This window comes from Enterobacter sp. 5-4 (genome assembly GCF_000612205.1).
GTDB lineage: Bacteria > Pseudomonadota > Gammaproteobacteria > Enterobacterales > Enterobacteriaceae > Enterobacter > Enterobacter roggenkampii.
On the sequence record NZ_JFHW01000019.1, the window covers coordinates 261,843 to 275,208 of the forward strand.

The window sequence follows — 13,366 nt, forward strand, 5'->3', positions numbered from 1 at the left end:
TATGAACACTATGAATACCCTATGAATACCTTACACAAAGGTGTTCATAGTCAATCTTATTGATTTAATTGAACTTTACCCAATCAATGAACACTATGAACACCTTTCGCCATATTTAGCTAAACATTCATCATTTTTCCTCAGCTAACGGGTGCGCCTGCGGCAGCCAGTCCTCCGCACTCTCTGAAAGTTCGACGTTCGTCACCACGCCGCGGGTCTTTCTCTCCTTGCGGTACTCGTGATTAAACTCCCGCATGGCGCTTTCCATTCCCTCAGAGAATTTATTCAGCGTCAGCGGCTTCTCGAAACCGTTAGCCTCAAGAAACGTCAGATAAGCGTGATAGAGGTAAATGCGGGGGCGATGAGGCGGGTTACGGTTGCCCACCAGCATTCCCACGCAATCAGCCAGGCGCTCCAGATGCGCACAGAAGGCGTACAGGGGATCCGTTTTCTGCTTCACCTCCAGTGCTTCTTCGCTGTTCCGTTGCTCCAGCAGCAGCGCCCGCGCTTTTTCCGGGTCCGAAAAGGTTGCCAGCAGCCGGCGAACAACCACCGGAATTTCAGCGGATATCTTTTCTGCCAGGTCGGGATCCTTATCCTCTTCGCTGACGCGCCGGTTAAACTGGAAAATTACGCGGCGCCGGGAAACGCCGCCGGCACGTTCGGTGAAAATCATCGGCGTGTTGTTCGTGGCCACAACCACCGCCCGCAGAACGGCGGTGTACTGGTGTTCGTGTTTCGGGTCGATCTCCACGGCATCCCCGCCGGTTATCGCTTTTATCCCGGTGCCCTCTCCTGAATATTTGGGCTGATCAGGAAGCGTTATCATGCTTTTCCCGACGAACTGCGCCCGCCCGCGCGCGCTGTCGAGCGCCGCCATGTTCCCGCTGGCGGTGTTATGCGCGCCGGCCAGCATCGTGGCGATATGGGTAAAGACACTTTTCCCGCTGCCGCCCTCCCCGGTGATCTCGAGGAACAGCTGCCAGTCGTACCGGTTTGCCAGCACCATAAAGAGCGCTGCAGCGATGCGCTGCATCTTAATTGCGTCTCTATCTGATGCGTAACTTAGCCACTTATGGAAGTTCGGCGCGTGGTCGCGGAGGTTTTCGCCCGGCACCGCCGGCGTATAGGTCACGCCGTTATGGTTTGTCAGCCAGTTATCCTGGCTGTGTTCGGAGAAAACGCCGGTTTCCATATCGTAGACGCCGTTTGCAAAGGGGATCAGGCTGCGCCGCGGCTCCCCCATTACCGGGATAACGATTTTCAGGGCGTCGATAACGTTGTTGATCGCGCGCTTGCTGAAGTTGGTTTTGTTCTCGTTGTAGATAGCCACCATTTCGCGGCTCAGCTCGAGCAGTGACGTTTTCTCCCAGATGCCGGCACGGTAGACGTACACGCCTTCGCTGTTTTCATTGATCGCGATGCCGGTGTAACGCGCGGCCAGTATGAGCGCCTTTTCGTTATCAGCAAGGTCGCGAAGGTTTACATCCGTCAGCGGTTTGCCGATCACCATGCTTTTGCCAGCTTCCGCATCGGCTTTGAGTCGCGGCAGCTGTGGCGTCCAGTCCTCCAGAAGCTGATAACCTTCAGAGTAGAATTGCGCGCGCTCCACGCCGGCCACCGCCAGCTTTGTCGCGAGAATGGTTATCTGTCGTTCGGTCAGATGCCCGCCGCGGCATACCCGGGTATAGAGCCGGCCATCATCCACAATGCGGATATTCTCCAGCTCTGCCAGCTGCTTTTTATCCAGCACAACCGGCGGCACCGTATCGCCAATCGGGTTCATTTCCTGCCATGCTTTGGCGAACGTCCAGGCATCGGCGCCGGCAAAGATGATTGACTCCTCCATGAGATCCGCTGGCTGCTTTTTAAGATTTGGTGCATTCTTCATTTTCTGTTCCCTCGCTCCCTGATGATTTCCCGCATAACCCGAATTCGTTCGATGCCCTGCACCCGCATAATTCGATCGATATCTCTTCCACTGGTGCCCGGCGCGGAAGAAACAAATTCAAATTCCCGCACCAGTCGTTCTGGCGTGCAAAAACACGGTGAGCTGTACCCCTCGCGGCAAAATGTCACTCTGTCGAATCGGTAACTTTCGATAATCACGATGTTGCCCCGACCGTCCTTCCATTTATCGCCCGGCCTGATTTCAGGGTGAGCGCGGCCACCAGCAGCTAAGCCGGAATTTTTAATCGTCATATTTTTTACCTCACGCCGCTGGCGGGATTACCTGATAACCAATTTTCCTCAGAAAGCGCGCGGCACTCTCCACCGTAAAAATGATCTCGTCGTCCATAAGAGGGCGCATCGACTGAAGACCATTTGAGGTGTCAACCAGATAGCGGCCGCCGGCCGGGAAACTGAAAACGTTTTTGCCGTCGGCCCGGCGAACCAGATCGTAAACAGGAGTCATGATTTCTCCTCCCCGTCCCATAATGACTGACTGGAAAAACAATATCGTGCGCTATTTAATTGCTCAGATACGTGCTCGAGAAAAGCGCCGAGACGGGAAAGTTGGATAACCATTTTCATACAGATACCTCCATGGCCAGACGGGATTGAATGGCGGAGGCCTTACTGCCTAACTGGAGGTAAGTTCGGGTGATTGCCGGGTTACTGTGCCCGAGCATTTCAGAGGCGACCAGCAAGCCCTGTTCGCCGCCGGCGGACATGAGATTAAAGGCGGCAATTTTGCGGCTGGAGTAGGCACTCAGGCGCAGACGCGTGTTTACGACGCGCGTAAACCACAGCATTACGTTGTGCAGTTTCTTCCAGATTGTCTGGCGGCTCACGCTACCTTCCAGAGACTGGCAACGGTTACTTTCGATCTGGCTGCGGGAAAATACCAGGTCGTCACCGATAAGATTGCGCTCCATGCGTTCGCGCAGTCGTTTGATGATGCCCGGCGGCAGCTGTTTGGTGTCGTGCTTCACTTCAGCCTTTGCCACCAGCTCAAACACGATCGCCTGTTCTTCTTCCGTCATGCCGGCGGCCAGTTCGTCGCAGCTCACGCTATCCCATTGCATGTAAGCAATGTGATCGCCAGCAAGCCGGGCAGCGTCCTTGCGCTGCTGGCGAACAATCTCGATCCCCTTCCGGGTCGCTCTGGCTTCTGCTGCTTTGGTCTGCTTCGCTACGATAATTGTTGCTATGCCGGTTTCCCAGTTGATGCAGGAGTAACGGAAGTTGCACACGTCGCTGGTACGCCAGCCGGTAACGGTCGCAATATCCCACCAGAGTAATACCCAGTCCGGCTGGGTCTGCTGTATGCGTTCACGCAGTTTGCGCTGCTCTTCCCGTTCGTAAACAGGGGTCATGGTGCGGGTGCCCTTCGTGGTAGTGGCTTTTACCACGTTACCGCGCAGCTCGCGGGCTTTAGCTGTAAGGGTCTGGAGGTTAAACATGCTGCACCTCCTCAACACGAAATCGACACGCCAGGATACAGACACATCCTTCTGGCGTTTTTTCGCGGGCTTCGCGCTCGGTGGAAGCAGTAACATTGACGATCTGATTTGTGAATTCACCCAAGGTGAGAAAACGCCATGTAAATTCAGGGCGTGTTTGGGTAGACTTAGTGCAAGCCATAATGTTACCTCAACTAACGTTTTGGTTAGACGCCCTGAAAGTGTTCCCGCACTTCGGGGCGTTGTCTTTTTCATTTCCTGTGTATAATGTGTCATTACACATAAACACATTACATCGGGTGTAATTGACGTGTCAACACACAAAAACGAGAGACGAGGCAATCCTCCATTCCAATTTCGGCTTGATCCAGAGCTTCGAGAGATGATGGAACGAGCGCAACAGCAAGATGGTGATGAGTCTCTAGCCGCATGGCTTAAGAGAATTATTCGCAAGGAACTCCAGCAACGTGGTATCGAGCCAAAGGGCTGATTAAGCATGCTCTCTGCCGGGTAAAAATCCCGGCGTCTTTCCGCCTTTTTATTCATCGCCATTTTCCTTCAATAGCTCGGGCTGATACTTACGCCACAACTGAATCTCTTCCCGCTCAAGAGCTTCTTTTGCCCCCTTACACTGCTGCAACTTATACCCGCGTTTGCTGGCCTCCTGCTGATAAGCCGCCATGCGCCGGCTAAAGTCGTTCAGGAACGCGAACGGCACACCATAAGAGCCAGTCTTGCGGATAGAAGGGATAACCTCGCGAAATACCCAATTACTGAAACGATGGGCGAATGTGCCCGGCGTAATAGCTTTACGGCTGCGGGCGATCAGCTTGTAGAAACCAGATTCAGAGACAGCGCTATGATTTGGGTTCCCGCGAATACCGTAAGTTAAAGTTACGGTATTTCTCTCGTCATCATCCAGAGCCTGCAACGCCATGCGTGAATTGGATAGTTCCAGCGCCGCGCAAACATCTTTTGCAACGAACCACGGTTCACCGTTGATCTTAACAATACGGACTTTCGCCGCTTCAAATTTAATGACCGAAATATCATCGCTGCTGTTTTCAGGTTGAGCGAAACCCTGCCCGGCGAGGGCATTTTTGTTAGTCATAATAAATTTCCCGGGCTAAGTTACAGTTGAGGTTTTGAGTTGTTTACAGCATTGCGAGCTTCAATACGCTGAGTTATCCAATCGTCAATCTCACCCTCTACGAATGCAATTGCGCGTTCACCAATCTTCACTGGCTTTGGAAAACGATTTTGATTAATTAATCTATATAGCCATGCCTTGCTATAACCAGTTCTACGCATCACTTCCGGCAAACGGATAAAAGATCGTACGTTCTCAGACATGTTTTCTCCTTAGTACCAAAATAGACATCACTGGACGTCTAAAGATTTCAGGAGAAATTAAATTGAAATGACGTTGTTTAGAAGAGACTACAGAAAGCTCATTTCACCCCGGAGCACGAGCTTATGAATTGTGCATCGGGGTAAAATTTTTATCTTTTCGGGGCGGAACGGAAATCGCAAAAATCTATTACATGAATGGGTCAACACGACTTTCAAGCAACTCCATGGCTTTCGGCCTTGTCACAGACCTCAGGCGATCCTTGATATCCACCTCAAACTCATTCGGAAAGAGCAACTGCGCCAGCTGGTACTGAGTCAGTGTAATGCCTGTGATTTCTCCCCAGAAAAACAAGTCTATGAATGGCAATACTCTGTACTCATGTAATTTTTTGAGGTCATTATCAGTTTTTTTCTGAGATCTATTTAACTCATTGTTGATTTTCCTTTCGTTTGCTAGCCAATTGGAAAAATCACGCATTATTTTTTCGTCATTATTATTGAAATCTATGGTAATAAATTTCCTTATCCCTTGATAATTTTCACTCAATGGTGAATACAGATCCATGCCGGATTTAGAGTTAACGTCATGCTCAAAGTCATCCCAAAACGTATCTATGCTGTTAATTACTTCATCTCTTTTATCGAAATGCTTTTTAAGCATGTCATTGACGCCGTTCATAACTTCAGGAGACTGCTCGTATAACTCGGCATAGAGATCAATGAAGTCAAACATTCCCATCTCGTCAATACTGGAGTTCTCAATAACATCTTGTCCCTTAAAAATTAGTTCATTGTTTTTGGAAAGATGGATTAACGATTGTAATAGGAAATCTTTACTGATGCCGTTCGCCACGTCATCTTTAATACCGTTATACAGTACAACTTTGCGAATCATGATCGACTTCCACCAGTGGTTTCTGGTGTAACTTTCACATACGCGGTAATTTTCTAAGTCAAACCAGTCAGGACAGTAATCCGGCTTCTCACTCATCACGCCACCTCACATCCTCTAATTAGAGGCTATGCCAGCCAGCAGAGGTGTACTGGTTTTCGGTGATCAGCCTAGGCATGGCCTTTATTTCTCTATTCTACCGAAGTCTACTACTGTCAATTAGCACTGTCTATACATACAGTTAAGCGCTTTTCCCAAACGTTCCATGCACTACATTTTCGCCGTTTTCCAAGGCCTCCATATAGTCGGCATACCACTGGAGCATTTCGCGGCGGCCATCCAGATACTGGGCGTGGTTGTACGTTCCTCGAATAGAGTTTTTGTCGACGTGTGCCAGCTGCGTTTCTATCCACGCGGTGTTGTAGCCCTGTTCGTGCAGGATGGTACTCATGGTGTGCCGGAAACCGTGCCCGGTTACTCTTCCCGCATATCCAATTCGACGTATCAAGACGTTCATCGCCATTTCGCTCATTGGTTTACTGTGCTGAATCCTACCAGGGAAAATGAACCGATAATTTCCGGTGACGAGGCGTAACTGCTCCAAGATGGCGATCGCTTGGTCGGATAAAGGGACGCAGTGAGGTCGACGCTTTTTCATGCGCGCAGGTGGTACTTCCCATAGACGTTTTTCAAAATCGATTTCAATCCACTCTCCCTGGCGTAATTCGCCAGGGCGTAGGCCGGTAAGAATCTGCAAGCGCATCGCCAACTTTACAACCGAACTGCCGCTGTACGTGTTCAGCGTACGGAAGAATTCGGGAAGTTCGTCACTGGTGAGAAAAGCGTAATGCTCTTTCTTATGAGGGGCGAACGCGCTGGCCAGATCCGGTGCCGGGTTATAATCAGCTCGACCAGTAACAATCGCGTATCTCCACACCTCCCCGCAACGCTGCCTAACCTTTCTCAACTTTTCTGTCGCTCCTCTTTCATCCAGCTTAGAAAGAACTGACATGAGCTCCATCGGTTTGATATCGGCAATAGGACGCTGCCCGATAAACGGAAATACATCAGCCTCGAAGGTTTTCATCATTTCTTCGCCGTAGGATTCAGACCAACGGTCTATGCGCTTGGCGTACCATTCGCGGGCAATTGCCTCGAAGGTATTTTGATTGCGACTCAGCTTCGCCAGCTTATCTTCTTTGCGTACATCGCTGGGATTTATGCCGCCAGCAACCAACCTACGGGCATCATCACGTTTGCGCCTAGCATCATTGAGAGTTACATCCGGATACGTGCCCAACGAAATCATCTTGGGCTTACCATCGAAACGGTAGCGAAAACGCCACCCTCTAGATCCGTTCGGCTCGATGAGCAGAGACAGCCCATTGCCATCGTTGAGTGTATAGGACTTCTCACGCGGCTTAGAGCGCCTGATTTCAAGGTCTGTGAGGGGCATTGTGTATAGTTCCAAAGTGTAGAGCACGAGCTATACGCATTACTATACACATGAATGTATAGATTTGAGTAGACGTTAGTTTACGTCAGAATACAGAGATACTTGCTAATGCCTTGTGATTGCTGGGTTTGGTTGATTTGAGTAGACGTTAGGAGAAGTGTGTTTGGAGCGGGCGAAGGGAATCGAACCCTCGTATAGAGCTTGGGAAGCTCTCGTTCTACCATTGAACTACGCCCGCTTTGAGGTGCGTAAGGCATTATAGACCTTACGCACCTTCATACAAGCCTCTTCACAACTAACCGGCGATTAAATAATCACTTAGCACTTCGGTTTGCTGCCGGGCGCAGGAAGATAACGCTGCGGATCGATGGCCGTCGCCTTGTAGCGAATCTGGAAATGCAGCTTCACTGAATCCGTACCGGTACTGCCCATGGTGGCAATCTTCTGCCCTGCTTTGACGTTCTGCCCGTTGTTGACCAGCATCGTGTCGTTGTGCGCATAGGCCGTGATGTAGTCTTCGCCATGCTTAATCATGATCAGGTTACCGTAGCCGCGCAGCTGGTTACCCACGTAAACCACCTTCCCGGCTCCGGAGGCATAAACCGGCGTACCGCGCGCAGCGGCGATATCAATACCCTTGTTGCCACCTTCAGAGAGTGAGTAAGGGGCGACCACTTTACCGCTGGCAGGCCAAATCCAGCAGCGCTGTCCAACCGGCGGCCATGACGATTGTGGCACCTGATAGGACGGCGTCACTTTGGCGGTTTTGCCTTTCGAAGAGGATTTTTTGCCCGAGGACGATCCGCCGCTAACCTTCAGCTGCTGCCCCACCTCGATGGTGTAGGGCGGAGAGAGGTTATTCAGCCGCGCCAGATCCTTCACGCTGGTTCCCGTTGCGCGCGAAATCCGGTACAGAGTGTCCCCGCGTTTGACGGTGTAGACCGAACCGGAATAGCTTCCCGTATCCGAAGATTTGCTCCCTGAACAGCCCACCAGTAATAGCGTCAGCGTCAGGCAAAAAATAGCGGTAAGGGGTTTTCTCGTCAGGCTTCCTGCAAACAAAACAGATCCTCGGTCAGCGTGAATGGCGCACTATGATAACAGCCAAAACGAACAGGGGTCATGCCCTTTTCCGCTCTACGAGCCAAACCGTTCGTATAAGAATGCAGTATAATGCTTCGGCTGATGGTGCTGAACCACTCGGCAATTTGGCACTGGAGCATCAATGAGTATTCAAGAACACGTTATTTTGGTAAACGACCAGGGAATGGTGATTGGCACTCAGGAAAAATATGCCGCGCACACGTTACATACCCCGCTGCATCTGGCGTTTTCTTCCTGGCTTTTTAACGCAAAAGGCGAATGTCTGATCACCCGACGCGCCTTAAGCAAAAAAGCCTGGCCCGGCGTCTGGACCAACTCCGTGTGCGGCCACCCGCAGTCGGGTGAAGAGACAGTCCAGGCGATAATCCGCCGCTGCCGCTTCGAAGTGGGCGCGGAGTTGACCGATATCACCGCCGTCGCCCCTGAATTTCGCTATCGGGAAACCGACCCGTCCGGGATCGTGGAAAACGAAATTTGCCCTGTATTCGCGGCACGCATTACCAATGACGTGACAATAAACGAAGATGAAGTGATGGACTATCAGTGGGTTGAGCTTGATGCGCTATTCCGTGCGCTGGACGCGACGCCCTGGGCCTTCAGCCCGTGGATGGTCATGGAAGCGACGACCGCCCGCGAAAAACTCATAGCCTTCGCGGCGCAATAAAAAAGCCCCTTTCGGGGCTTTTTTTACATCTTAACGTCTTACTTGACCGGGCGCATCGCCGGGAACAGGATCACGTCGCGGATGGTGTGGCTGTTGGTGAACAGCATCACCATACGGTCGATACCAATACCCAGACCCGCCGTTGGTGGCAGGCCGTGCTCCAGCGCGGTCACGTAGTCTTCGTCGAAGAACATCGCTTCGTCGTCGCCTGCCGCCTTCGCGTCAACCTGATCCTGGAAGCGCTGAGCCTGGTCTTCCGCATCGTTCAGCTCGCTAAAGCCGTTGCCGATTTCACGGCCGCCGATGAAGAATTCGAAGCGGTCAGTGATTTCAGGGTTCTGGTCATTACGACGCGCCAGCGGAGAGACTTCAGCCGGGTACTCGGTGATGAAGGTAGGCTGAATCAGGTGCGCTTCGGCCACTTCTTCGAAGATCTCGGTCACGATACGGCCCAGACCCCAGCTCTTCTCAACCTTGATACCGATGCTTTCGGCGATCGCTTTCGCAGAATCGAAGTTATCCAGATCGGCCATGTTGGTTTCCGGACGGTACTTCTTGATCGCTTCGCGCATGGTCAGTTTTTCAAACGGCTTGCCGAAGTCGAAGACTTCTTCACCGTAAGGAACCTGCGTGGTGCCCAGAATATCCTGCGCCAGCGTACGGAACAGGGATTCGGTCAGCTCGATCAGATCTTTGTAATCCGCGTACGCCATATAGAGTTCCATCATGGTGAACTCTGGGTTATGACGAACGGAGATCCCTTCGTTACGGAAGTTACGGTTGATCTCGAACACGCGGTCAAAACCACCAACCACCAGACGCTTCAGGTACAGTTCCGGCGCGATACGCAGGTACATGTCCAGGTCCAGGGCGTTGTGATGGGTGATGAACGGACGCGCAGACGCGCCGCCAGGGATCACCTGCATCATTGGGGTTTCCACTTCCATAAAGTCGCGGTTCACCATGAACTGGCGGATACCGGCCATGATCTGGGAGCGAATTTTGAAGGTCTTGCGGGATTCATCGTTAGAGATGAGATCCAGGTAGCGCTGACGATAGCGCGCTTCCTGATCCTGCAGGCCGTGGAATTTGTCCGGCAGCGGGCGCAGGGCTTTGGTCAGCAGACGCAGCTCGGTGCAGTGGATAGACAGTTCACCGGTTTTGGTTTTGAACAGTTTACCTTTTGCGCCCAGGATATCGCCCAGGTCCCACTTCTTGAACTGCTCGTTGTAGATGCCTTCCGGCAGATCGTCACGGGACACGTACAGCTGAATGCGGCCGCCAACGTCCTGCAGGGTCACGAAGGAGGCTTTACCCATGATACGGCGGGTCATCATGCGGCCCGCAACGGCCACTTCAACGTTTAGCGCTTCCAGCTCTTCGTTCTCTTTCGCGTCGAAGTCAGCGTGCAGTTGGTCTGAGGTGTGGTCACGACGAAAATCGTTCGGGAACGGCACGCCCTGCTCGCGCAGCGCTGCCAGCTTCTCGCGGCGGGTTTTCAGTTCGTTGTTAAGATCGACTACCGCGTCAGCGCCCTGTGCTTGTTGTTCAGACATGTTGGTTCCTCATAACCCTGCTTTCAAACTTGCTTCGATAAATTGGTCCAGGCTGCCGTCCAGCACCGCCTGCGTGTTGCGGGTTTCAACCCCGGTACGCAGGTCTTTGATGCGGGAGTCATCAAGGACGTAAGAACGGATCTGGCTGCCCCAGCCGATGTCAGACTTGTTGTCTTCCATCGCCTGTTTCTCAGCATTTTTCTTCTGCATCTCCAGCTCATAAAGCTTCGCTTTCATCTGCTTCATGGCCTGGTCTTTGTTCTTATGCTGGGAACGGTCGTTCTGGCATTGCGTGACCAGCCCGGTTGGAATGTGGGTAATACGCACCGCAGATTCCGTACGGTTAACGTGCTGGCCGCCCGCGCCGGATGCGCGATAAACGTCGATACGCAGGTCCGCCGGGTTGATTTCGATATCGATATCTTCATCCACTTCCGGGTAAACAAACGCGGAGCTGAAGGAGGTATGACGACGGCCGCCGGAGTCGAACGGGCTCTTACGCACCAGGCGGTGAACGCCGGTTTCGGTGCGCAGCCAGCCGTAGGCATAATCACCGATGATCTTGATGGTGACGGATTTAATACCGGCCACTTCACCTTCAGACTCTTCGATAATTTCGGTTTTGAAGCCGCGCGCTTCGGCCCAGCGCAGATACATACGCATCAGCATGCTGGCCCAGTCCTGCGCTTCGGTACCGCCAGAACCTGCCTGAATATCGAGATAGCAGTCAGCGCTGTCGTATTCGCCGGAGAACATGCGACGGAATTCAAGCTGTGCCAGCTTCTCTTCCAGCACGTCGAGTTCTGCTACGGCTTCGTTAAAGGTTTCTTCGTCGTCGGCTTCGACGGCCAGCTCCAGCAAACCGGAAACATCTTCCAGCCCCTGGGCCATTTGATCCAGCGTATCTACGATAGCTTCGAGAGAGGAACGCTCTTTACCCAGCGCCTGTGCGCGTTCAGGTTCGTTCCAGACGTCCGGCTGTTCCAGCTCGGCGTTTACTTCTTCAAGACGCTCTTTCTTGGCATCGTAGTCAAAGATACCCCCTAAGAACGTCAGAGCGCTCCGTGAGGTCCTGAATACGGTTTTTTACCGGATTAATTTCAAACATGGTCTGTTTTCTTTTATGGACTTGTCAAAATGCGGTGATAAGAGCGGGATTGTACCGAATCCACGCCCTTTTTTATAGAGATTACTGCCGCTAAATTGGCCAGATATTGTCGATGATGATCTGAAGGGTGCGGTTACCGCGAAACTCGTTGATGTCCAGTTTGTACGCCAGCTCGACCTCACGCACGCCGTTGTCCGGCCATACCGACGTGTCAACGTTAAAGGCAATGCCGTCCAGCAGCGGGCCGCCGCCGACCGGTTCAACCATCACCTTCAGATGACGCTCGCCGACGATGCGCTGCTGCAGCAGGCGGAAACGGCCGTCGAACAGCGGCTCCGGGAACATCTGCCCCCATGGACCGGCATCGCGGAGCATTTGCGCCACGTCCATCGTCATCTCAAGCGGTGAAAGCTCGCCATCGGACACCACTTCCCCCTGCAGCAGGGCCGGGTCAATCCAGTCGGTGACCAGCTCGCCGAACAAGCGCTGAAACTCGTCGAATTTCGCCTCTTCCAGCGACAGGCCTGCCGCCATCGCATGGCCGCCGAACTTGATCATCAGGCCCGGATACAGCGTATCGAGACGCTCCAGCGCGTCGCGCATGTGCAGACCCTGAATCGAGCGGCCTGAGCCTTTCAGCGTGCCGTCGCCCGCGGGGGCGAAGGCGATCACCGGGCGGTGGAAGCGCTCTTTAATGCGCGACGCCAGAATGCCGACCACGCCCTGATGCCACTCGGGATGGTACATCGCCAGGCCGCCCGGCAGCGTATCGCCGCTGCGTTCAAGCTTTTCACACAGGGTCAGCGCTTCGGCCTGCATTCCCTGCTCAATCTCTTTACGTGTCTGGTTCAGGGCGTCCAGCTCGTTGGCCAGCACGCGCGCCTCACCGATGTTGTCGCACAGCAGCAGCGCGACGCCAACGGACATATCGTCCAGTCTTCCGGCCGCATTCAGGCGCGGCCCGAGCGCAAAGCCCAAATCGCTTGCCGCCAGCTTGAGCGGGTCGCGGTTGGCAATTTCCAGCAGCGCCTTGATCCCCGGACGGCACTTGCCCGCCCGGATACGGCTCAAGCCCTGCCAGGTCAAAATACGGTTATTGGTATCGAGCGGCACCACGTCAGCGACGGTACCCAGCGCCACCAGATCGAGATATTCGGCCAGGTTCGGTGCGGCAATACCGCGGGATTCGAACCAGCCCTTGTCGCGTAACAGGGTACGCAGCGCCAGCATCAGATAAAACGCCACGCCTACGCCCGCGAGGGATTTCGACGGAAAATCACAGTCGCGCAGGTTGGGGTTAATAATCGCGTCGGCGGCAGGCAGCGTTTCACCGGGGAGATGGTGATCGGTAACCAGCACCGGGATCCCCAGCGCGTGGGCATGATCGACCCCCGCATGGGAAGAGATCCCGTTATCGACGGTCATGATCATCTGCGCACCGCGGGCGTGGGCCTGATCGACCACTTCCGGGCTGAGTCCGTAGCCGTCTTCAAAACGGTTCGGCACCAGATACGTGACGTTATCGCAGCCCAGCGCGCGCAGGCTGAGCACGCTCAGCGCGGTGCTGGTTGCGCCGTCGGCATCGAAATCCCCTACTACCACAATACGCGTGTTCTCACGCAGGGCGTTGTAGAGCATTTCAGTGGCTTTTTCGATGCCGTTCAGCTGCTGCCAGGGCAGCATCCCTTTTACGCTACGTTCAAGATCCTCAGCACGACGCACGCCGCGGCTGGCGTAGAGGCGCTTCAGCAGCGGCGGGAGATCGTCCGGCAAATCAATCGGTTCAACCGCCTCGCGGCGGCGCAATTTTATCGGGGCTTTCACGC

At 53.4% G+C, this 13,366-nt stretch carries 15 protein-coding genes and 1 tRNA gene; 2 read left to right on the plus strand and 14 right to left on the minus strand.

The features are described from left to right. Positions 1 to 130: 130 nt before the first annotated feature. The 5 genes from AA74_RS0111660 to AA74_RS1000000122870 all read right to left on the minus strand — a co-directional run bounded on the left by AA74_RS0111660 (position 131) and on the right by AA74_RS1000000122870 (position 3,588). The gene (locus AA74_RS0111660; RefSeq protein ID WP_025912443.1) at positions 131 to 1,891 is read right to left on the minus strand and encodes a primase-like DNA-binding domain-containing protein; all 1,761 of its coding nucleotides are present in this window, start codon (positions 1,889 to 1,891) and stop codon (positions 131 to 133) included. After that, positions 1,888 to 2,202: a DUF4222 domain-containing protein gene (locus tag AA74_RS0111665; protein WP_025912444.1), complete on the minus strand. Its 315-nt coding sequence runs from the start codon at positions 2,200 to 2,202 to the stop codon at positions 1,888 to 1,890. Before AA74_RS0111665 ends, AA74_RS0111660 begins: the two co-directional genes overlap by 4 nt. A 10-nt stretch (positions 2,203 to 2,212) precedes the next feature. Then, positions 2,213 to 2,416, minus strand: a complete 204-nt coding sequence (locus AA74_RS0111670) for a hypothetical protein (RefSeq protein ID WP_020686326.1) — start codon at positions 2,414 to 2,416, stop codon at positions 2,213 to 2,215. 115 nt (positions 2,417 to 2,531) lie between these two features. After that, on the minus strand, positions 2,532 to 3,407 hold the full coding sequence (locus AA74_RS0111675) for a tyrosine-type recombinase/integrase (RefSeq protein WP_025912445.1): 876 nt from the start codon (positions 3,405 to 3,407) through the stop codon (positions 2,532 to 2,534). Beyond that, a complete protein-coding gene (locus AA74_RS1000000122870; RefSeq protein ID WP_071531908.1) occupies positions 3,400 to 3,588 on the minus strand; it encodes a host cell division inhibitor Icd-like protein in 189 nt (62 codons plus the stop codon). Before AA74_RS1000000122870 ends, AA74_RS0111675 begins: the two co-directional genes overlap by 8 nt. A gap of 129 nt (positions 3,589 to 3,717) precedes the next feature. Between AA74_RS1000000122870 and AA74_RS1000000123695 the strand changes: the two genes are divergently transcribed. Continuing rightward, positions 3,718 to 3,897 carry a hypothetical protein gene (locus tag AA74_RS1000000123695; RefSeq protein WP_086519776.1) on the plus strand — a complete coding sequence of 60 codons (180 nt, stop codon included), beginning with the start codon at positions 3,718 to 3,720 and terminating at the stop codon, positions 3,895 to 3,897. Between the two features lie 48 nt (positions 3,898 to 3,945). Here the strand turns inward: AA74_RS1000000123695 and AA74_RS0111680 are convergent, their stop codons facing one another. From AA74_RS0111680 to actS, 6 genes are all read right to left on the minus strand, one after another. After that, positions 3,946 to 4,518, minus strand: coding sequence for a BRO family protein (locus tag AA74_RS0111680; RefSeq protein WP_023301290.1), 573 nt, complete (start codon positions 4,516 to 4,518; stop codon positions 3,946 to 3,948). A 20-nt stretch (positions 4,519 to 4,538) separates the two neighbouring features. After that, entirely contained in the window at positions 4,539 to 4,760 is a 222-nt protein-coding gene (locus AA74_RS0111685) for an AlpA family transcriptional regulator (RefSeq protein ID WP_025912446.1), read from the minus strand. Positions 4,761 to 4,947: 187 nt separating this feature from the next. After that, positions 4,948 to 5,751 carry a DUF6387 family protein gene (locus AA74_RS0111690; protein ID WP_025912447.1) on the minus strand — a complete coding sequence of 268 codons (804 nt, stop codon included), beginning with the start codon at positions 5,749 to 5,751 and terminating at the stop codon, positions 4,948 to 4,950. A gap of 142 nt (positions 5,752 to 5,893) precedes the next feature. After that, positions 5,894 to 7,108 (minus strand): tyrosine-type recombinase/integrase, encoded by a 1,215-nt coding sequence (locus AA74_RS0111695; RefSeq protein ID WP_025912448.1) that lies wholly within the window; start codon positions 7,106 to 7,108, stop codon positions 5,894 to 5,896. A 164-nt stretch (positions 7,109 to 7,272) separates the two neighbouring features. Then, positions 7,273 to 7,346, minus strand: a tRNA-Gly gene (locus AA74_RS0111700). A gap of 80 nt (positions 7,347 to 7,426) precedes the next feature. Continuing rightward, the gene (actS, locus tag AA74_RS0111705) at positions 7,427 to 8,170 is read right to left on the minus strand and encodes an amidase activator ActS (protein WP_025912449.1); all 744 of its coding nucleotides are present in this window, start codon (positions 8,168 to 8,170) and stop codon (positions 7,427 to 7,429) included. Positions 8,171 to 8,333: 163 nt separating this feature from the next. On the opposite strand from actS, the gene idi reads away from it, so the two are divergent. Continuing rightward, positions 8,334 to 8,876: an isopentenyl-diphosphate Delta-isomerase gene (gene idi, locus AA74_RS0111710; protein WP_008499704.1), complete on the plus strand. Its 543-nt coding sequence runs from the start codon at positions 8,334 to 8,336 to the stop codon at positions 8,874 to 8,876. A gap of 38 nt (positions 8,877 to 8,914) precedes the next feature. Here idi and lysS read toward each other — a convergent pair whose 3' ends face one another. The 3 genes from lysS to recJ all read right to left on the minus strand — a co-directional run bounded on the left by lysS (position 8,915) and on the right by recJ (position 13,364). After that, complete coding sequence (lysS, locus tag AA74_RS0111715) at positions 8,915 to 10,432, minus strand: lysine--tRNA ligase (protein ID WP_021242046.1); 1,518 nt, start codon at positions 10,430 to 10,432, stop codon at positions 8,915 to 8,917. A 9-nt stretch (positions 10,433 to 10,441) separates the two neighbouring features. Further along, positions 10,442 to 11,540, minus strand: a protein-coding gene (prfB, locus tag AA74_RS0111720) for a peptide chain release factor 2 (protein ID WP_095908218.1) whose coding sequence is annotated in 2 segments (ribosomal slippage) — positions 10,442 to 11,464 and positions 11,466 to 11,540 — 1,098 coding nt in all. Because the reading frame shifts where the segments join, the coding sequence is not laid out codon by codon here. 90 nt (positions 11,541 to 11,630) lie between these two features. Then, a complete protein-coding gene (gene recJ / locus AA74_RS0111730) occupies positions 11,631 to 13,364 on the minus strand; it encodes a single-stranded-DNA-specific exonuclease RecJ (protein ID WP_025912450.1) in 1,734 nt (577 codons plus the stop codon). Positions 13,365 to 13,366 lie beyond the last annotated feature (2 nt).

Excerpts from the sequence above, each read along its gene's own strand:
- AA74_RS0111660 (WP_025912443.1), bottom strand. The coding sequence starts at position 1,891 with ATGAAGAATGCACCAAATCTTAAAAAGCAGCCAGCGGATCTCATGGAG.
- AA74_RS0111665 (WP_025912444.1), bottom strand. The coding sequence starts at position 2,202 with ATGACGATTAAAAATTCCGGCTTAGCTGCTGGTGGCCGCGCTCACCCT.
- AA74_RS0111670 (WP_020686326.1), bottom strand. The coding sequence starts at position 2,416 with ATGACTCCTGTTTACGATCTGGTTCGCCGGGCCGACGGCAAAAACGTT.
- AA74_RS0111675 (WP_025912445.1), bottom strand. The coding sequence starts at position 3,407 with ATGTTTAACCTCCAGACCCTTACAGCTAAAGCCCGCGAGCTGCGCGGT.
- AA74_RS1000000122870 (WP_071531908.1), bottom strand. The coding sequence starts at position 3,588 with ATGGCTTGCACTAAGTCTACCCAAACACGCCCTGAATTTACATGGCGT.
- AA74_RS0111680 (WP_023301290.1), bottom strand. The coding sequence starts at position 4,518 with ATGACTAACAAAAATGCCCTCGCCGGGCAGGGTTTCGCTCAACCTGAA.
- AA74_RS0111685 (WP_025912446.1), bottom strand. The coding sequence starts at position 4,760 with ATGTCTGAGAACGTACGATCTTTTATCCGTTTGCCGGAAGTGATGCGT.
- AA74_RS0111690 (WP_025912447.1), bottom strand. The coding sequence starts at position 5,751 with ATGAGTGAGAAGCCGGATTACTGTCCTGACTGGTTTGACTTAGAAAAT.
- AA74_RS0111695 (WP_025912448.1), bottom strand. The coding sequence starts at position 7,108 with ATGCCCCTCACAGACCTTGAAATCAGGCGCTCTAAGCCGCGTGAGAAG.
- idi (WP_008499704.1), top strand. The coding sequence starts at position 8,334 with ATGAGTATTCAAGAACACGTTATTTTGGTAAACGACCAGGGAATGGTG.
- lysS (WP_021242046.1), bottom strand. The coding sequence starts at position 10,432 with ATGTCTGAACAACAAGCACAGGGCGCTGACGCGGTAGTCGATCTTAAC.